Genomic DNA, 16,167 nt, shown 5'->3' with positions numbered 1-16,167 from the left:
TCTTCACTCTCGAATTTAAAGAAATGTTCACTATTAACTAAAGATATCTTAACCGCTTCTTCCAGCGTTAACCCTCAGGTACTCCTTAACTTCTTTGATGGATGATAAAGAGAACAGTACACCACCCAGTAGAAATATAGCGAGGGTAGACTTACCCGCTCCTCCTTTAATAGCCGGCATTACTATCCTGGTCAGCGACCTGCTCATTAACAAAGATAAACGATCTCAATTAAAAAATTTTTAGCAGAATTTTCATTTTATCCATTTTTCTTTATTTTATCCTCAATTTATCTTCCTAATTAGTGAGATATTAGCCTATATGGAAACTTGGAGTTGTGCTCTCTTAAATGGTTTTTCTGTTTTTATTATGATTAACCGGGATAGAGGATCCGCTTCGGGACTCAGTGCCTATCCTCGGGGCATACTCCTGTTATTGCATGTTAAGGCTTTATTCAAATATAGAAGGGATCTCTGACTTCAATCTCTTTCAACTACCCAATATGATCTAGAATATCGTTGACTGACAAAAATACTAACGAGTTTTCCTTCACAATTTGGTTCGAACTACGTACTATCAACTACATTTTATCGTAGCCTCAAGAGACACATCAACCAAATTACAGTCCCATCTATTATTTATTATCAAAAATCATGTCGAGGCACTTCCCTCTAGTAAACTTTGGAAAAACGAGAGTGAAATTACGAACTCATTTAAATTTTATACTAACTTTACACAGGAACTTACATGGAGATAGTTTGAATGCAAATTTCTAGTTAATGATAACTTTATATGTAATCTTTCTAATAGTAATACTGTCGGAAATTGAGACTGTCAATTCAGAGCGCCAAGGGGGGAGTAGGTAAATCCACTATTTCCATGAACATTTCCTTGGCGTTGGCTGAAAGAGGCTTCAGGGTCCTTCTCCTTGATAGGGACAACGTAGGCTATTCCTCAAGACTGGCGGGAATTGAGGAACCTGGACTGTTGAGCAGTGTGGTTGATGGGGTTGAGTCCAAGTTCTCGGAGCATTTCAAATACAAGAAGGGATCAATCACAGTGATCAAAATCATGGGAGATGGGCCCAGATACGATAGCGACGTAAAGAAGTTGATGAATGAACTTGACCTTAAGGTTAGATTCTCTGAGCTTTACTCCAGTGTGCTGAAGTCCTACCCTCACGATTATGTAATAGTTGATAATGCCAGTCTTATCACCTTCGATCATGACATGGTAAGGTTGGAATTAACGGAATATCAGAAGAATTATCCCAACATGCCTGTGAGAAGAATCTACATCTCAAATAATTCGGAGCTGGCGGTAAATGAAACCCTGTCGTACATAGAGAATGCCGAGAGGAAGACAACTGTGGGCAAGGCTATAGGATTTTGTATAAACTTGATTGCCCCGGGACGAGAGTCATACGCCGAGTCTCTTCTAGATAAGGCACTTAAAAGGACCAATTTCAATCTAGGGATCCTCATTCCATTCTTCGAGGAGGTGTTTCAGTATTCCGATGAAATGACTAGTATGCCAATAATGCCTGGGATTAGAAAGTTGGCTGAGATTCTGGTTTACAATCCTTCGCTTAGCGAGAGGGTTATACTCAGGGAGTAGGATTTAACCGGGGAGTTAAAGTCACTGCTAAGATTTCGTGAAACTAGAAAGGGTGAGATGTCAAAGCCCTTAGTTTATTAAACTCAGGATCTATCTGTGAACATGCGCGTAGTGGACGTACACGTGCATTACCACATTTTTCTCAGAAAACTACCGGATCATTGCAAATCCTTCCTCCAGAACGTGGAAGACACAAGGTTTACACTTAGTTTCAGGGATATAGTCGTGGAGAAAGTGCTTCTGGTTCCCTCTCACCCTTGCTGGAGCGAAGAGTGTTCCGACGGATTCGACCTAGACTACGAAATTAGAAGGGAGAACCCCCTGTTTCTCCAATGGGGAGAAGTGAATCCTGTTACATGCAACGTGGAACGAGAGCTGGAGAGACAGTACTCCCTGGGTATAGTCGGGATTAAGCTTCATCCTGTGCATCACGGGTTTTCGCCAAACGGGTACAGACCTGAGGAGGGAGGGGATAGGAAACTGGAGTTCATATACTCCTTCGCGGAGGAGAAGAAGCTCCCCATCCTCGTACACACGGGGACTAGTATTGGTGTAAAGAGCAGGAATAAGTACGGCGATCCACTCCTAGTGGATGACGTTGTGAAGGACTTCGACGTCACGTTGATTCTGGCCCACGCCGGGAGGCCCCTGTGGTATGATGAAGCGTTCTACCTTGCCAGAAATTATTCCAACGTTTTCCTGGAGATCTCATCAATCCCGCCCAGAAATCTGACGAGGGTGTTGCCCAGACTTATGGAGATCGAGGAAAAGGTACTGTACGGAAGCGACTTTCCCGCATACAGGGGACAGGATCTGGCAGAGTATGCCTGGCAGGTCTATCAGGAACTGGGTAGCGAGAGAATAATGGGCGATAATGCGAGAAGGATCTTGAAACTGAACTAGGTTTTCACGTCCTGGCCACACGTCGCCTCTGGGCGCCTATCAGCCTAAGAACCCTCCATCATGCTTTCATATCACCTCTACCTCTATTCCCTCATTAATTCCGGCGTTTCTCTGCATGAGATCCGAGGTGATTAACTTACCTCCGACTGACTTTGCCAGGGCAATGAATAGCGAATCGTAAATTGAGGACTTCTGCCTTACAGCAATTCTGAAACCTTCCTCTAGGTAAGCGTTTCCTGGCACTATCTCCACTATCACCCCTTCCTTTAACGTATTGATCAGCTTAAGGGAGTCCTCTAGTGTCATCTCCTCTCTTAGAACTTTCTTCCAGAGAGCGTTGGCCACCTCCTTGAGTGCCAGATCAAGGGTCATCAGGTCCCCTTGAAGAAATACCCTTTCTACAACCTCCCATCCCTTTTCCTTTGAGAAGTACTTCACTAGAACAGACGAGTCAATGACTATCGCGATCCTGCCTCACGCTCCTAACCGAGAAACCCTCTTCACTGGGTTCAACGCGTTGAAGAGTCTCCCTCCAGAGTTCTAGGTATTCCCTTTTCTTCATCCCCTTGTAAAGTTCCTCAATGGCTTTCCTTACCTCATCGTTCACGTTGATACCATGCTTCTCTAGTTCCTCAACGATCTCCTTCCTTATCCTAACACTTATGACTTTTGTAGACATCAATATATACATACATGTTTACCGTAATAACGCTTTCGCCGGGCCCAGCTCAGGGGAGAACCGGTTTGAAGACCATGTCATAAATCAAGAAAAGGGCCACAAGCGTGTAGAATAACGACAATGACCTCATCCTTTTCAGGAAAAGATTCACGTCATTAAGATAGGTGAGCTTCCAGTGATAATACTCGCCAATAGCGAGAACGGGAGACAGGGCAAAGGCAGGGTAAACCCACGACGGCATACCCAACCTCAACCACATATATGCGCCAGAAATTGCCATGGCAATCAAGGAGATCCACTCCAAGTAAACCAGTTTCCGGTAACCGAGCAAGAGCCTCCTATCTTTTCCTTCCGAGAATTCAAGGAGGTAGTAGGCTCCAGTGGTGAGCCCTCCCCATCCCACAAGCCCCAGCATATGAATCATGAAGGCTACGTCATACAGCATGAAACGAGGATTTCCTCATCGGATTAATTAATGTGTTAGGGAATACTTATCCATACACCTGCGAAAAACGCTTTTATACAGGCTTGTCCCAATCTTCACATGACAACCATACTAATTGTAAGACATGGTGAAAGCGAACCCCAAACTGAGGGTATATCAGATCAAGATAGGAAACTTGTAAAGAAGGGAGTTAAGCAGATGAGGAGGGTGGCAAACTTTCTAGAGGAGATGGGATATGAACCAACTCAGATAATGGTAAGTCCCTTGCTGAGGGCAGTTCAGTCGGCTGAGGTTATCCTGGACGAGATGGGGCTGGACATGAAGGCCGAAACTGTAGAGGATCTCCTTCCAGATAAGGATCCGTCAACGCTGGCAGAGAAGCTCAAGGGAATGCAGGGCATAGTCCTTATAGTGGGCCACGAACCTCACCTATCTAAGCTGGTGAAAGCCCTTACCTCTGCCGAAGTGGAGATCAAGAGAGGAGGAGTAGCGGTGGTGGAGATAGACGCAACTGAGAACAGGTCCAAACTGGAGTTGCTTCTAACCCAAAAGGTCATGAAGCTGATCTAAATGGAGGAAGTTGGAGTCATAGACCTGGGCTACAACTCCATTAGGCTTTCCGTTTTCCAGAGACTTTCTCCCAACTCCTTTAGGACAGTAGGCAGTATGAAGGACTTCACCAGACTGGGGGACGGTGTCGATGAGGGAGGAGAGATCAAGGAGGAAAGAATTGTTGAGGCCGAGAATGTTCTGTCCAAGTTCAGGTCAGTCCTGGAAAGGAGAGGAGTGGAGAGGGTCTACCCTCTGGGAACTAGCGCCTTCAGGCTGGCCAAGAATGGGGAGGAAGTGGCGAAGAGACTTTCCAAGTCGCTGGGTCACGAGATACAGATCATCCCTGGTGAGGAGGAGGGAAGACTTGCTGCCCTTGGGTCCATAAATTCCCTCCCGTTCACGGACGGGGTAGTTTTTGAACTGGGAGGTGGTTCCCTTGAGCTGGTCTACGTGAAGGGAAGGGAAATGGGAAAGGTTTACCACTTTCCCCTGGGTGCACTGAGACTAACCAAGGTTTTCAAGAACGAGGAGAGCATAAGAAAGGAGGTGCGGAACTACCTTTACACCTTACCCAGCTGGTTGCCTCCCACGGTTGTGGGCTCTGGAGGAAACGTCAGGTCAATTGGTAGGTTCCTCATGAAGATGGGTGGAGTGAAGTTCAGGCACGTACATGGATTTCAGATTCCCTCATCCCAGATAAGGTCACTCAACAAGACCTTCTGGTCCATGAACGAAAAGGAGATCGGAGAGCTTCCGGGCATTGGTCAGGAGAGGGCAGTAACGGTGAAATCGGCAATCCTGGTCATGGAGGAATTGCTTAACCTCTTTGATGCACCAACCCTTACCATCTCTGAGTTCGGGATGAGAGAGGGCAGGGTAATGAAGGGAGAGGAATTGTCCCTTTCCAGACTGAGGGATAACTGGCTTGAAGCATTTTCAAATTTCATGGGAATCAGGCCACCCTTTGACCTTTCCCTAGAGGCAGAGAAATTGACAGGCAGTGAACTGGCAGGAGTTGCCTCATTCCTAGCCCACGTATTCATGGAGTCGGGATGGGAGGATCCTTTCTCCGCCTGTTATCAGTATCTGCTGGAATCGCTTTTCCCTGGGTTCATGAAGAGGGATCTGGCTTACGTCGCCCTCATCTGCAGGGGAGTTACCAAGAAGTTGAGGAAAAAGGATTTCACCAAGCTTGGCATTGAGGGAAAGGTAGAAAAGGTGTCGGAGATATCAAAGGTGGTAAAGACGGTGAACAAGAGGTATCCCCTGGGTGTTTTCTGATGAAGGGGTCAATCATAGCATTTGAGGGAATAGATGGGTCCGGGAAGTCCAGCCAGGCTAAACTTCTCAAGGACTGGCTTGACTCCAGGGTTGACGCATATCTCACGGAGTGGAACTCCAGTGACTGGATCCACGAGGTGATAAAGGAGGCAAAGAAGAAGAACCTGCTCACTCCCCTGACCTTTAGCCTGATACATGCAACGGACTTTGCTGACAGGTACGAGAGGTTGATTTTACCCATGTATCGCACAGGTTTCGTGGTGGTCTCAGACAGGTATTACTACACGGCTTACGCTAGGGATTCAGTGAGGGGAGTGAGCCTGGAGTGGGTGAAGAAACTTTACTCCTACGCACCCAAACCCGACGTAACCTTCTTCATCAGGGTGACTCCTGAGGTTGCCCTATCCCGCCTCAAGGAGAGCAAGAGGGGGATAAAGCCTCAGGAGGCAGGGGCCGACGTCTTTCCTGATCTGGACCCCGAGGAGGGGTTCCTCAAGTATCAGGGAATGATCTTGGAGATATACGACAAGTTGGCGGAGGAGGAGGGGTTCGTGGTTCTTGAGGGGAACAGGTCCCCAAGGGAGATCCAGATGGACATCAGGAGAAAGGTGGGTGAACTGCTATGGAAGGAAAGATCATAGCGCTTGAGGGATCTGAGGGCTCGGGGAGGACCTATCACGTGAGCTCCCTGAAGGCATACCTCGAGGAACAGGGGTATGGAGTGGTGACCTTTGGGCTTGGGATGTCCAGGTTGATGGGAGAGCCCATAGCCAAGAAGAAGAGGGATATAGTGTTCCAGAGGAGGACCCTGTTCCTGGCCTACGTCACTGACCTGGCTGACCAGATCGAGAATGAGGTGAAGCCCATGGTTAAGGCTGGGTTCCTGGCAATTGCCGATGGATACACCTCAACACTGAAGGTATGGGGACTCACGAGGGGACTTGAGGAGGACTGGATGAATTACGTGTTAAGTGCACTGCCCGTGGCTAACCTGTCGCTGGGGCTTGTGTCCACTCCCAGAGAGATAATGAGGAGAATTCTCAGAAAGAAGGGGGTCCTGGATCCCCTGAGCTCAGGGATAGACATCTGCATAAATGGGGAACTCTTCTCGTCCTACGAGACCTACCTCAACACCTTCCAAGATAACCTCAGGAAAGTGATGCAGGATGGTGTAATAGTGGACACGTCTAGAAGCTTCGAGGTGGTGAAGGCTGAAATTGCTAACCTTGTTGGGGAGCGAATTGAGAAGGCCTGAGGATTACGCCAACGAGAGGCTGGGTGAGTTCAGAAGAATAGTGGGGAGTTCACCAAAACAGGTTCACGATGCCAGGGTAGAACTGAGAAAGTACACAGTAGTTGTGGAGGCCCTATACCCGCTTCACCTGGACTTTGACCTGCTGGACAACTCCAGGCAGATCCTGAAGTTACTGGGCAGGGTGAGGGATTACGATGTTCATGGATGTCCCAGAGTGGACAGGGATGAGATGCTGAGAAGGGCAAACGTGAGATTGCAGGGACTCAGGAGATTGCCCAGACTTTACGGATCCAGATTTCTGGTAATGGAGAACCTGGTTAGGCTTTACAACGACCTTCCCTTCATGAACGATTTTCATGGAGTGAGGAAATTGCTGAGAAGGGCAAGATTCCTTGGGGAAAGTCTAGGAATATATAACGACTCACTCAAGGAAGTTGTCAAGGTCATGGGTAACGAAAGGGACAGGATAGCTCAAGAGATATGCCAGGGGAGGCTTCCAAGCTTGAGCCTGGATATTTCCAAGATGAAGGAAGCTGGGAGAAAGGAGATAAGGGAGATCCTGCTCTCGGACCACGAGTTCAGACATGTGAAGCAGAAGCTGTCGGAGTATTAACTATCCCCAAGCAGTTCCCTTCTAATTCTCTCGTCTATGAGCTTTCCCAGTTCAGATGCCCTTCTGCTGGAACTCTCCACAGTCTCTATAAGTGCAGCCTTTACCCCTCTCTCCTCCATGGCCTTTAAACCCCTGATGGTGGTTCCAGCCGGGGTCGTGACGTTATCCCTAACCTCCACAGGATGTCCCTTATGATTCTTGAGGTTCTCGGCTGTTCCCTTCAACACGTCCAGAACCGCGGAATAAGCCAGGTCCCTGGGCATCCCAGAGGAGACTGCACCTAGAACCAGACCATCCACAATCTCTGAGACGAAGGCAGGCCCGCTTCCTACAAGTGCAGTCCATACATCCATCATGTCCTCATTCACCCAGTACGTGACGCCAATGGACCTGAAGAGGGAATCCACTAGTTCCCTCCCTGGCCCCTCTCCTGTAATTGCGGTGGTAGACATGTTCACCACTGCGTTCACGTTTGGCATTGCCCTGAAGACCTGAGCATCTACCATAACCTTTCGTAAGGTATCCAGCCTCACGCCCGCCATAACTGATATCACGAGTTTACCCTTCCACAACCCCCTTGGAATTGAAGTCGCCAGCTCCGGAAAGTGCTGAGGCTTCACACTTATCAACACTATCTCGCTGTCCCTCACTGCATAGGCATTGTCATTCGTTGCCTCCACCCCTAGACTCTTCACCCTGAGTAGAGTTCTCTCCGAACGACCTGTAGCTATTACCCGATAACCCTGGGAAAGACCTGCCTTTACCAGAAAGGAACCGATGGTTCCAGCGCCCAGTACGCAGAGAGTTTTCATGGATCATGTTTAACCTTCCTGATTAAAAGAACTCTCTTTTTAACTTGAGAATCAGATAAATCACATGACATTTTCCATAGTCCTCTACGATCCAAATCTTGAAGCCTGGGGAGTTGGAGTTGCGAGTAAGTATCTCGCTGTAGGGTCAGTGGTTCCCTGGGCTAAACCGGGTGTAGGTGCCATAGCGACTCAGGCCTTTGCCAACACCAGGTATGGACCGGAGGGACTATCCCTCCTGGAGAAATATGACGCGAAGGAAGTGGTGAGGAGACTCACCGAATCCGATCCCAGGAGGGAGGTCAGACAGCTGGGGGTTGTGGACTCCAGGGGTGGCTCCTTCGCCTTCACCGGGGCACAGTGTCACGAGTACGCGGGGAACATCGTTGGAACTTACTTCACAGTCCAGGGGAACATCCTTGCGGGAGAGGATGTTCTGGAGGCTATGGCGAGGGTCGCCGAGTCGAGGGGTCCCATACACAGGAGACTGCTTGATGCATTGAAGGCCGGGGAGGCGAGGGGTGGAGATAGGAGAGGAAAGCAGAGCGCTGCGATCCTTGTGGTAAAGGCCAGCGATGAGGAGACTGGACCCATGGCGGTGGGAAGGTATGTGGACCTGAGGGTAGATGATGATCCAGAACCCCTCAGGAAACTGGAGGACCTGGTGAACATGTGGGAGTCCACGTTCATGAGGGACGAACTGGTGAGCGTGAAGGATCACGTTAAGGAGATAGAGGAGGCCTTGAGAAGGCTCGGCTACAGCGACCTGAGAACATGGGTTGAGGAGAACAATTACGAGAATAACTATACAGGTGACAGGATTGATGTTAAGGTGCTCAAGGAGCTCTTGAGGAGAGGCGGACTTGAGTAGACAGTTTCAAAGGGGCCAGTTTTTACGTACCCTGACCTTATTTACATAAAGCTAGGCGTAATCCAGTTCTTTTTTAATCAACTTATATCTCACCAAGCCAGCTAACTTGACCCCAAAAACTTCTCTTAAATGAAAAAGGAAAGGATGAAAGCCAGCAGTTCAACTATCCCCACACACGTTAACCCTGCCTCTCCACCACCTGCGAATAAACCGCCAAGGTAACCTGGAATAAGTGCTACCCCAAGGTTGGATACCACACTAAACATGGAAGTGGCCAAACCTGATCTGCTGGGATCACTTACGTACTTGTTAAGCGAGGCCATAGCCATGGACCATAGGGCGTTACCAAACAGTCCATATTACAGGTAAGATGCGAGGAGAAGCGTCACACTGAAGGGGTTAATCAACGTGTAGGCTATCAACACCGTCTAACGCGTTCATTGGACTCCCCTTGACTTTTAAATCGTCCAATGACCATCACAGGAGAAACTAGTAACAGTTCTGTTTATATATGACGTATACGTATACTACCTCATGGTGAAGGTAACAGATAAATTTCAGGTTACCATACCGCGGGAGGTGCGCGAGAGAATAGGCATAAAGCCTGGAGAGGAGGTGGAGGTCCAAGTGCTCAATGACAACGAAATTCTGATCAAGAGGAAGGTGAAAAGAGTTAAGGATCCCCTCCCGTTGCTCATAGGAGAAGATAGCGGGGTGGAAATACCTCCAGAAAAGGTAGATGAGCTTGCAGAGGGATAGGTATTTCCTGGACAGCAACGTTTTCTTTTACGCGCGCGTAGGAGACAGGAACTATGGAAAGTGTTGCCGAAGCATAGTTGAGAAGGTGTACAGAAGGGAAATTGAGGCATACATTGACACCATAGTCCTGTTAGAAGTTGCAAATGCAATTTTCAAATATTTTAAAAGTATACAGGTAGCCAGAGATGAGCTAGTGGCGTTGATGTCATTACCCATGAAAATTATTGATGTAAAACCTGAAGATGTGATTCAGGCACTATCTCCTGAACTCAGTCCATATGACGCTATTCATGTTTATATCTCCCATATTCTGAACGCAAAAATAATCTCAGCCGATAGGGACTTTGACATGTACGGGAGAGTTGATCCCTGTGCTGTGAGATAACGAACATAATTTGGCTGAATCGTTGGAAGAGTTACCAGCACTGACATCAGCAGTGGCCTGAGAGACTGGTTGATTGGTATTCAGCTTCGTGGCTAGGTTTAAAAATTTACGATTCATCGTAAAATCAGATTCTGAATTGAATTAGGGAAATTTTAGAAATGGGGAAACCTGCGTTTAGAAGGAAAAGTTAAAAGATTGCAATATAAACGAGATATATGCCCAAGATAGAGGATCTTCCTTGCTCTGCAAAATTGGTTTATAAGATACTCGAGCTGAAGGGTAAGGCTACCTTTCAGGAATTGAAGACAGAGACCTACATGCCTGAGAGAACACTAAGGGAAGCTTTAAGGATATTGAGAGATGCGGATTTACTCAGCGTAGAACCATGTTTGGGCGATACGAGATCAAGGGTTTACTCATTAAGCGACGTATGTGTGGGGCTCACTGGAACTGAGCGTAGGAAAGTTGAGGACTAGAGAACATGGACCCTGGTTAGCATTTCGTGTTCGTGTAGCTGGGATTTAGACAGGTAACCTGCAGTATACACTTGAAGTCTCGTCATTGGACAGAGATATGGATGGAAGCACTAAGTGAGCTACCCCTGAGGGGCGAGGTTTTCCGAATGTTTATAACGTTTTCATTGCATAAGCCGGATCCTGGTTCGAGGCAAACTTTTAATTTCACTGGATCATCCCACTAGTTATGAAAGGGACGGTGGTAGGATGGTTTGGTACCTTTCTGCAACTCACGGTTAGGCTGAGCTGGGGAGTAATAGTTGTCCCCATCTCCAGGCTTCTTCACCTGAACCCTGTGCAGATGGGACTCGTGGCAACCTTCTTTTACGTGGGTTACGTTGCTTCATCAATTCCATGGGGACTGGTAATTGATAAGGTGGGTCCGGTAACTTCTATGTTTACCTCTTCTCTCCCTCTGGCGATCCTAAATCTGATCCTTTTCTTTTACGTGAATTACCCTATCCTCCTTGGAATTTACTTGTTGGAGGGACTTATTGCATCGGCCATCTTTCCCTCGGCAATGAAGATCATATCGGTACTTCATAGCAGGGATGAAAGACTAACCTTTTACGTTGGCCTACTGGAGAGTGCTTCCCCGGTTACAATCCTGATCCTGAGCCTGATAACCGGCCTCTTGCTTAACTACTGGAGGTTTTTCTTTCTGGGAATGACGGTGATGTTCCTGGTATTTGCGGGGCTTGCTCTTTCTCTGAGAATGAGGATCGAGTCAAGTGAGATCAAGAGATCGTTCAGGGTGATTCTCAGAAAGGAGATATTCCTTGCTACGCTTCTAAGGCTCGGTGAACTCTGGGCGACGTGGGGTACGACCACTTGGATATTCTCCATGCTCGTGTTATACAGGCACTTTCCCACCGCTCTATCCACAATTTTCCTTGGTCTCTTTGGTTTAGGCCAGCTAGTTGGAATAATCTCAGTGGAGAGGGCCGTCAAGAGAATGGGGGACATGGGCCTCATCCTTCTCAGTCTAGTGGGGTTCATGTTCGTGAGCCTATCCATTGTGTACTCCCCTGACCTGATTGTAATTATGGAGGCATTCTTCCTGGGAATGTTCTCGTTCTCCTACAGACCTCCCACCGACTCCCTCATCATGAAGATAGCTGGAAGTGGGAGCGCTGCAACCTCCATAGGTTACGCGAATGCGGTTTCTCAGGTAGGCACGATGATAGCACCGGTTTTCATTGGTTTCATCCTTTACCTTTCAGGAAACTTCACGCTTTCCATGCTGGGGCTTGACACAGGTTGTATCATAGGAATAGCTTCACTGATAATCCTGAGTCGCATCCTAGGGAGAGACGTTTCTCACTTCAAATCCCAAAACAGCTAGTGAAGCATCAAGGTGGACCCACCATAGAGAACATGAGAATTGATGTAAAGTTCATTGCGTGGAAAACGTGATACCAAGATAAGCTTGAGCCTTAACAACCTTGAGGTAAAACTTCATGTCAAGAGAGCCCAACTCTACGATGGATTCATTCTTTCATTTTTACCTCCTTCAACTTCACGAGTAATTCCATGACTTCAGGTAGCCTAGCCTCCTCAGGGAAGTACTTCTCCACCAATGATGGTATCGAGGAAATTACAGCACTTATGTCCCTCAATACTTCCCGTTTTCTGGAGTAGGAGGAAAAACCGGGCTCAAATCCGTTATACTGGTATTCGTGAAGCAAATATGCTAGATTGGCTACTTTCTCAACGTCTATACCTATCCTATTCAGTAGCATTGCTATCCCTCTCATTGCATGTGTAGGAACTACATATGCCTTCTTCCTGATCAATTCAGCCTCTTCTGCATCGTTGATAGTACCCAGTAGCCTCTCCTGATATCTTGTAACAAGAGCTGATAGAAGGGCCTTCACTGAGCTAAACACTTTGCCAGCTGAATTTCTTGTAAATCCCCTGTTCCAAAGTTCAACAGCTAATATTAAATCATCAAGAGTTTCGATGAGCCTAGCAATAACGTAGTCTCTGTCAACTTTGACTAAATCCTTCTCCATTGTACAAAGTTTATTCGAGATTGTTAATAAGCTATCACTTAACTGCTAAATTCCCTGGTTCTGCATTCAGACGCAGAAATCCTTAAATTGCGACGTAGATTATATATCATTTGTCCTGGACTGTCAAAAAAGCTGAAAACCATCATTATAGTTCTATATGTCTTTTTCTATAATGAGAACTTTATACATCTATTTAAAGGGAAATCCTTTAACGATTTTAATCTTCGTTTAATTTTTACGCAAATAGAGTGGGAAATAGCTTTAATGGGATATTACGATAATTAGATATGGTCTCAGAAAGCAGTTACGTGAGGATCACTAAGCCCATCATGGTGAGAGAGGTCGCGTTGGCCTCTGATGTATTGAGACTCATGAAGAGCGAAGATAAGCGGGTTGCCCTTGTCACCGGGGAGAAGGGAATAGTTGGAAGTGTTACCAGGGAGAAGATAGAGAGAGCCCTTTCCATGGGTCATGACGTTCAGGTGAAGGAGATAATGAGCGCAAACGTAATCACGGTTTCAGGTAATGAGGACTATCTGGACTTGCTAACATTGATTGTTAAGAACAAGCTAGATTGTGTTGTGGTAATGAGGGGAAGGAAGGTGGAGGGTGTCATTACCCTGGGCGACGTGCTTTACACAATACAGAAAAGAGCTCTTGTGCAGTAAAGGCAAATCAAAATTTTTGAAAGTAGCACTTTTTGAGAACAAGTTCGATCAGGGTTCCACTTCTCCCTGCTCATGAACTGGACCATCAATGATGAAGGCTACCTTGAGTAATTCGTCTAGAGGACGCGAATTAGAAATATCCACAACAATATCACCTGGCCCCTCCACCACCAGATATCTCCATTCCCTAATACCCTTAAATTTTACAGCTATGATGGGGATACCTTTCATTGGAAACATTGTTAAAAAGCTAAGCAATTTTTCCACCTGAAGAGATCTTACCTTGACTTTTTTCTCCCATGTACTCTTCGCCTCCACTGCTATGAGAAGGTCCCCCTTGGTCGCGAACAAGTCAGGTAAGGGGTTGCTCGATGAGTTGGATGTGGGTATTCTCACCGCATTGAATCCAGCTTCCCTGAAAATTAACACAAGTTCCCTCTCAGCGTTTCTTCCAACGTCCTTATTCATGGATAGTGTGTTGAGGAGTAGAGTAAAAAAGCGAGAGGGTTTTATACGTCATCAAATTCCACATATAACTTAGTTTTTAACTCTTCCAGATCTCACTAAAGACTTGAGCTGGCCACACAAACTTCTCACTATACTTTCTCAGCACGATTAACTTGGAGCTTGCCTATGGTTTAGTATGTGTTTTGTAACTTGAATTCTTTCCATTACCGCAATCTAGGCCTGTATCGATGCCTGTCTTGAATATTACGTGTCGATCTCCTCCTGAGAAAGTTCAAGACATGCTCAGTACTATCCCGATAATCAAGCCCGCTATACCTGCAATATACAAGTAATCAAAATTATACGAGGTAACCGTTAACAATAGTTTAGAACTCTTACGACATAGAATCGCCATTAACTCCTTGATCGTAACCGAGATTGCCAAGAAAACTATTATGCCAATAACGTTCACCGCATAAATACCCATGGGCAGTATAAAACTCATCTGTGTTACAGAATTAATAATAACCCATTTACACACTTCTAATAACGATGGTCTAAAGCCACCAGAATAATGTAGAACCCTTCCCATGATAACCTTTACGATAGAATGAAGGATAAGCAGATAGATAATTACGTATCTTATAACATTCGTATCGAGGGGTACTAGGACTATGGGGACGACGCCCACTAAGTAATAAAGTAACGTGATGAGGAGGGGTAGTATTAACCCGAGTTCCTTCCTTCCAAAAGAGGTAAAGAAGAATGAAAAAAGGAGACCCCTTCTAGGATCCATCCCCTCGATAACGCTAAGAATAACAATAGGAATCAGAGGAAGCATCTCCACCCTTAAGTCTCACCTGATGGGCTCTTGCTTCTCCGAAATCTACTAAAAATTCCTTGTCTACATTTAGTCCACCATCCGGGTTGGAATTAATCTTTACCATCCAACCCTTTAACCCTTCTGGATAGAACTGATTATCCCATGTACTATATAAGGAGTTCGTTACATATATTCTCCTTCCGTCCCTGCTCACCTCAAGCATCTGCGGCCCTCCTGTTAACCTGAAGCCTGAGGGGTGATCAGCCCTATGAAGGATTCCTCCCAGCTCAACCTTCCCCGTTAGTCTAGGCCTAAACGGATCGCTTACGTCGTACTGTCTAACCTCTCCTATACCCCACATACTTACATACAAGAACCTGTCGTCCAACGACACATCGATGTCAGTAACTAGGGGCGGTACTGCTTTAAATTGTTTGATTATCTCGGGTAATCCCTCGCTAGGTTCAGCTGGTATTTCAATCACCTTCTCGGCGTTCCACTTTTCGTCTTCGAAATACCAAAGCCAGATGGAGCTACTCAGATCCTTAAGGCTTACTACCATGTTTATGAACCCCATTAACTTAGTGGGATCGTGGAGAGGTCTCAACTCCAATGCCATCCTGTTTTCCTCGCCTAGGGTTATGGAACCTATTCTTTTTCTTCTCCGTAAATCCCAGAAGTGAATCCTGTTACCGTAACCCTTCTCTAGATGTTCCAACCTTAGACCATCTTCGATGGTGTTTGGAACTGCCCATTCGCTGGTTACCATGATCTCGTTAGGGAGGTTCCACCAGAAATCATACGCGAAATACTGGTCCCCTCTATCTATCTCCCACTTTCCCAATGGTTCAAAGGTGTAATGATCTAGTAAAAGTATTCCTCCAGGACCTTCACCTTTCTCGTTTCCAAAAGCGCTAATGTATATACCATCTGGGCCACAGTGCACGGTGTGAAGCCTGGTGTAACCCGTAACTTTGGTAACTTCCGGCGGCTCTACTACTTTCACTATCTTGGGTTGTCTGGGGTTATCCTTTATATCTATGATGTGGATCCTTGACGATCTCAGGCCAGGCACGATTAGGAACCTTCTTTCCAAGTCCGTTCTGCCATTAGGGCAGAGGGAAGAACTGCATGCATTCCAGCCAAAGTGATGGAGTTCGTCGTTCAGATTTGGCATTTCCACTTTACCAACAATCCTAGAGTAAGTATCGGATTTCGGATTTACATCTACCACAGCTAGAAAGTCAGGCCTGTTAACCCCGGTACCTGTGTAAAGCGACGCTACGTATGCTAACTCCTCTGGTGGAGAGTTCATGGCCATCTTGGGGGATGGATAAAACGTTGGATCCCTTCTGAATGGTGGTAGTATTCCCATTAAATAGCGTATAAATCGTTATCTAATAAACATATGTTATAAAATTATGTAAGTCTCGTAGGTCATCTAGGTCTTCCACAGGTGAGCTACCCCGCCCTGAACGGTACTCCCCAAATTCAGTTTATGAAAAAATCACTAGAGCTTTATTTTAGACTGG

General features: G+C 46.4%; 23 protein-coding genes. 13 read left to right on the top strand and 10 right to left on the bottom strand.

The annotated features are described in order from the left end of the window. Positions 1-48: 48 nt before the first annotated feature. Complete coding sequence (locus L3N51_RS08025; RefSeq protein WP_238026594.1) at positions 49-207, bottom strand: hypothetical protein; 159 nt, start codon at positions 205-207, stop codon at positions 49-51. A 616-nt stretch (positions 208-823) separates the two neighbouring features. On the opposite strand from L3N51_RS08025, the gene L3N51_RS08020 reads away from it, so the two are divergent. Together L3N51_RS08020 and L3N51_RS08015 are read left to right on the top strand one after the other, a co-directional pair. After that, positions 824-1,615: a tyrosine-protein kinase family protein gene (locus L3N51_RS08020; protein ID WP_238026593.1), complete on the top strand. Its 792-nt coding sequence runs from the start codon at positions 824-826 to the stop codon at positions 1,613-1,615. Between the two features lie 102 nt (positions 1,616-1,717). Continuing rightward, entirely contained in the window at positions 1,718-2,518 is an 801-nt protein-coding gene (locus L3N51_RS08015) for an amidohydrolase family protein (protein WP_238026592.1), read from the top strand. 66 nt (positions 2,519-2,584) lie between these two features. On the opposite strand, the gene L3N51_RS08010 is transcribed toward L3N51_RS08015, so the two are convergent. From L3N51_RS08010 to L3N51_RS08000, 3 genes are read right to left on the bottom strand one after another with little or no spacing between them, the layout of a single operon-like run. Then, positions 2,585-2,956, bottom strand: a complete 372-nt coding sequence (locus L3N51_RS08010) for a type II toxin-antitoxin system VapC family toxin (RefSeq protein WP_238026591.1) — start codon at positions 2,954-2,956, stop codon at positions 2,585-2,587. A 13-nt stretch (positions 2,957-2,969) separates the two neighbouring features. Further along, positions 2,970-3,197, bottom strand: a complete 228-nt coding sequence (locus tag L3N51_RS08005) for a VapB-type antitoxin (RefSeq protein WP_238026590.1) — start codon at positions 3,195-3,197, stop codon at positions 2,970-2,972. Positions 3,198-3,246: 49 nt separating this feature from the next. Then, positions 3,247-3,642 carry a hypothetical protein gene (locus tag L3N51_RS08000; protein ID WP_238026589.1) on the bottom strand — a complete coding sequence of 132 codons (396 nt, stop codon included), beginning with the start codon at positions 3,640-3,642 and terminating at the stop codon, positions 3,247-3,249. 99 nt (positions 3,643-3,741) lie between these two features. On the opposite strand from L3N51_RS08000, the gene sixA reads away from it, so the two are divergent. From sixA to L3N51_RS07975, 5 genes are read left to right on the top strand one after another with little or no spacing between them, the layout of a single operon-like run. Next, positions 3,742-4,212 (top strand): phosphohistidine phosphatase SixA, encoded by a 471-nt coding sequence (sixA, locus tag L3N51_RS07995; RefSeq protein WP_238026588.1) that lies wholly within the window; start codon positions 3,742-3,744, stop codon positions 4,210-4,212. After that, entirely contained in the window at positions 4,213-5,475 is a 1,263-nt protein-coding gene (locus L3N51_RS07990; protein WP_238026587.1) for a Ppx/GppA phosphatase family protein, read from the top strand. Further along, entirely contained in the window at positions 5,475-6,116 is a 642-nt protein-coding gene (gene tmk / locus L3N51_RS07985; RefSeq protein WP_238026586.1) for a dTMP kinase, read from the top strand. Before L3N51_RS07990 ends, tmk begins: the two co-directional genes overlap by 1 nt. Continuing rightward, positions 6,098-6,730, top strand: a complete 633-nt coding sequence (locus tag L3N51_RS07980) for a dTMP kinase (protein ID WP_238026585.1) — start codon at positions 6,098-6,100, stop codon at positions 6,728-6,730. The genes tmk and L3N51_RS07980 overlap by 19 nt, the downstream gene beginning before the upstream one ends. Further along, a complete protein-coding gene (locus L3N51_RS07975; protein ID WP_238026583.1) occupies positions 6,693-7,343 on the top strand; it encodes a CHAD domain-containing protein in 651 nt (216 codons plus the stop codon). The genes L3N51_RS07980 and L3N51_RS07975 overlap by 38 nt, the downstream gene beginning before the upstream one ends. Here the strand turns inward: L3N51_RS07975 and proC are convergent. After that, the gene (gene proC, locus L3N51_RS07970; protein ID WP_238026581.1) at positions 7,340-8,155 is read right to left on the bottom strand and encodes a pyrroline-5-carboxylate reductase; all 816 of its coding nucleotides are present in this window, start codon (positions 8,153-8,155) and stop codon (positions 7,340-7,342) included. The two genes, L3N51_RS07975 and proC, sit on opposite strands and share 4 nt — an antisense overlap. A 64-nt stretch (positions 8,156-8,219) precedes the next feature. Here proC and L3N51_RS07965 point away from each other — a divergent pair, with 64 nt between their 5' ends. Then, entirely contained in the window at positions 8,220-9,023 is an 804-nt protein-coding gene (locus L3N51_RS07965) for a DUF1028 domain-containing protein (protein ID WP_238026579.1), read from the top strand. A gap of 125 nt (positions 9,024-9,148) precedes the next feature. Here L3N51_RS07965 and L3N51_RS07960 read toward each other — a convergent pair whose 3' ends face one another. After that, positions 9,149-9,346 (bottom strand): hypothetical protein, encoded by a 198-nt coding sequence (locus L3N51_RS07960; protein WP_238026578.1) that lies wholly within the window; start codon positions 9,344-9,346, stop codon positions 9,149-9,151. Between the two features lie 211 nt (positions 9,347-9,557). On the opposite strand from L3N51_RS07960, the gene L3N51_RS07955 reads away from it, so the two are divergent. The 4 genes from L3N51_RS07955 to L3N51_RS07940 all read left to right on the top strand — a co-directional run bounded on the left by L3N51_RS07955 (position 9,558) and on the right by L3N51_RS07940 (position 12,027). After that, positions 9,558-9,782, top strand: coding sequence for an AbrB/MazE/SpoVT family DNA-binding domain-containing protein (locus L3N51_RS07955; RefSeq protein ID WP_238026577.1), 225 nt, complete (start codon positions 9,558-9,560; stop codon positions 9,780-9,782). Continuing rightward, positions 9,769-10,167, top strand: a complete 399-nt coding sequence (locus L3N51_RS07950) for a type II toxin-antitoxin system VapC family toxin (protein ID WP_238026576.1) — start codon at positions 9,769-9,771, stop codon at positions 10,165-10,167. Before L3N51_RS07955 ends, L3N51_RS07950 begins: the two co-directional genes overlap by 14 nt. Positions 10,168-10,382: 215 nt before the next feature. Then, on the top strand, positions 10,383-10,643 hold the full coding sequence (locus L3N51_RS07945; RefSeq protein WP_238026575.1) for a hypothetical protein: 261 nt from the start codon (positions 10,383-10,385) through the stop codon (positions 10,641-10,643). 226 nt (positions 10,644-10,869) lie between these two features. Then, a complete protein-coding gene (locus L3N51_RS07940) occupies positions 10,870-12,027 on the top strand; it encodes an MFS transporter (protein WP_238026574.1) in 1,158 nt (385 codons plus the stop codon). A 145-nt stretch (positions 12,028-12,172) separates the two neighbouring features. On the opposite strand, the gene L3N51_RS07935 is transcribed toward L3N51_RS07940, so the two are convergent. Beyond that, the gene (locus L3N51_RS07935) at positions 12,173-12,697 is read right to left on the bottom strand and encodes a PaREP1 family protein (protein ID WP_238026573.1); all 525 of its coding nucleotides are present in this window, start codon (positions 12,695-12,697) and stop codon (positions 12,173-12,175) included. A 287-nt stretch (positions 12,698-12,984) separates the two neighbouring features. On the opposite strand from L3N51_RS07935, the gene L3N51_RS07930 reads away from it, so the two are divergent. Beyond that, positions 12,985-13,365 (top strand): CBS domain-containing protein, encoded by a 381-nt coding sequence (locus L3N51_RS07930; protein ID WP_238026572.1) that lies wholly within the window; start codon positions 12,985-12,987, stop codon positions 13,363-13,365. A gap of 48 nt (positions 13,366-13,413) precedes the next feature. On the opposite strand, the gene hjc is transcribed toward L3N51_RS07930, so the two are convergent. From hjc to L3N51_RS07915, 3 genes are all read right to left on the bottom strand, one after another. Continuing rightward, a complete protein-coding gene (hjc, locus tag L3N51_RS07925; RefSeq protein WP_238026570.1) occupies positions 13,414-13,833 on the bottom strand; it encodes a Holliday junction resolvase Hjc in 420 nt (139 codons plus the stop codon). Between the two features lie 271 nt (positions 13,834-14,104). Next, positions 14,105-14,659 (bottom strand): hypothetical protein, encoded by a 555-nt coding sequence (locus L3N51_RS07920; protein ID WP_238026568.1) that lies wholly within the window; start codon positions 14,657-14,659, stop codon positions 14,105-14,107. Then, positions 14,622-16,010 carry a selenium-binding family protein gene (locus L3N51_RS07915; RefSeq protein WP_238026566.1) on the bottom strand — a complete coding sequence of 463 codons (1,389 nt, stop codon included), beginning with the start codon at positions 16,008-16,010 and terminating at the stop codon, positions 14,622-14,624. The genes L3N51_RS07920 and L3N51_RS07915 overlap by 38 nt, the downstream gene beginning before the upstream one ends. Positions 16,011-16,167: the final 157 nt, after the last annotated feature.

Source organism: Metallosphaera javensis (ex Hofmann et al. 2022) (assembly GCF_022064045.1).
In the GTDB taxonomy this organism is placed as follows: domain Archaea; phylum Thermoproteota; class Thermoprotei_A; order Sulfolobales; family Sulfolobaceae; genus Metallosphaera; species Metallosphaera javensis.
Note: the sequence above shows the minus strand (reverse complement) of the source record. Positions and strands in the feature narration are given on the sequence as shown.

Excerpts from the sequence above, each read along its gene's own strand:
- L3N51_RS07980 (WP_238026585.1), top strand. The coding sequence starts at position 6,098 with ATGGAAGGAAAGATCATAGCGCTTGAGGGATCTGAGGGCTCGGGGAGG.
- L3N51_RS07955 (WP_238026577.1), top strand. The coding sequence starts at position 9,558 with ATGGTGAAGGTAACAGATAAATTTCAGGTTACCATACCGCGGGAGGTG.
- L3N51_RS08000 (WP_238026589.1), bottom strand. The coding sequence starts at position 3,642 with ATGCTGTATGACGTAGCCTTCATGATTCATATGCTGGGGCTTGTGGGA.
- L3N51_RS07965 (WP_238026579.1), top strand. The coding sequence starts at position 8,220 with ATGACATTTTCCATAGTCCTCTACGATCCAAATCTTGAAGCCTGGGGA.
- L3N51_RS07960 (WP_238026578.1), bottom strand. The coding sequence starts at position 9,346 with ATGGCCTCGCTTAACAAGTACGTAAGTGATCCCAGCAGATCAGGTTTG.
- hjc (WP_238026570.1), bottom strand. The coding sequence starts at position 13,833 with ATGAATAAGGACGTTGGAAGAAACGCTGAGAGGGAACTTGTGTTAATT.
- L3N51_RS07990 (WP_238026587.1), top strand. The coding sequence starts at position 4,213 with ATGGAGGAAGTTGGAGTCATAGACCTGGGCTACAACTCCATTAGGCTT.
- sixA (WP_238026588.1), top strand. The coding sequence starts at position 3,742 with ATGACAACCATACTAATTGTAAGACATGGTGAAAGCGAACCCCAAACT.
- L3N51_RS07935 (WP_238026573.1), bottom strand. The coding sequence starts at position 12,697 with ATGGAGAAGGATTTAGTCAAAGTTGACAGAGACTACGTTATTGCTAGG.
- proC (WP_238026581.1), bottom strand. The coding sequence starts at position 8,155 with ATGAAAACTCTCTGCGTACTGGGCGCTGGAACCATCGGTTCCTTTCTG.
- L3N51_RS07930 (WP_238026572.1), top strand. The coding sequence starts at position 12,985 with ATGGTCTCAGAAAGCAGTTACGTGAGGATCACTAAGCCCATCATGGTG.
- L3N51_RS08015 (WP_238026592.1), top strand. The coding sequence starts at position 1,718 with ATGCGCGTAGTGGACGTACACGTGCATTACCACATTTTTCTCAGAAAA.
- L3N51_RS08025 (WP_238026594.1), bottom strand. The coding sequence starts at position 207 with ATGAGCAGGTCGCTGACCAGGATAGTAATGCCGGCTATTAAAGGAGGA.
- L3N51_RS08005 (WP_238026590.1), bottom strand. The coding sequence starts at position 3,197 with ATGTCTACAAAAGTCATAAGTGTTAGGATAAGGAAGGAGATCGTTGAG.
- L3N51_RS07940 (WP_238026574.1), top strand. The coding sequence starts at position 10,870 with ATGAAAGGGACGGTGGTAGGATGGTTTGGTACCTTTCTGCAACTCACG.
- tmk (WP_238026586.1), top strand. The coding sequence starts at position 5,475 with ATGAAGGGGTCAATCATAGCATTTGAGGGAATAGATGGGTCCGGGAAG.
- L3N51_RS07945 (WP_238026575.1), top strand. The coding sequence starts at position 10,383 with ATGCCCAAGATAGAGGATCTTCCTTGCTCTGCAAAATTGGTTTATAAG.
- L3N51_RS07915 (WP_238026566.1), bottom strand. The coding sequence starts at position 16,010 with ATGGGAATACTACCACCATTCAGAAGGGATCCAACGTTTTATCCATCC.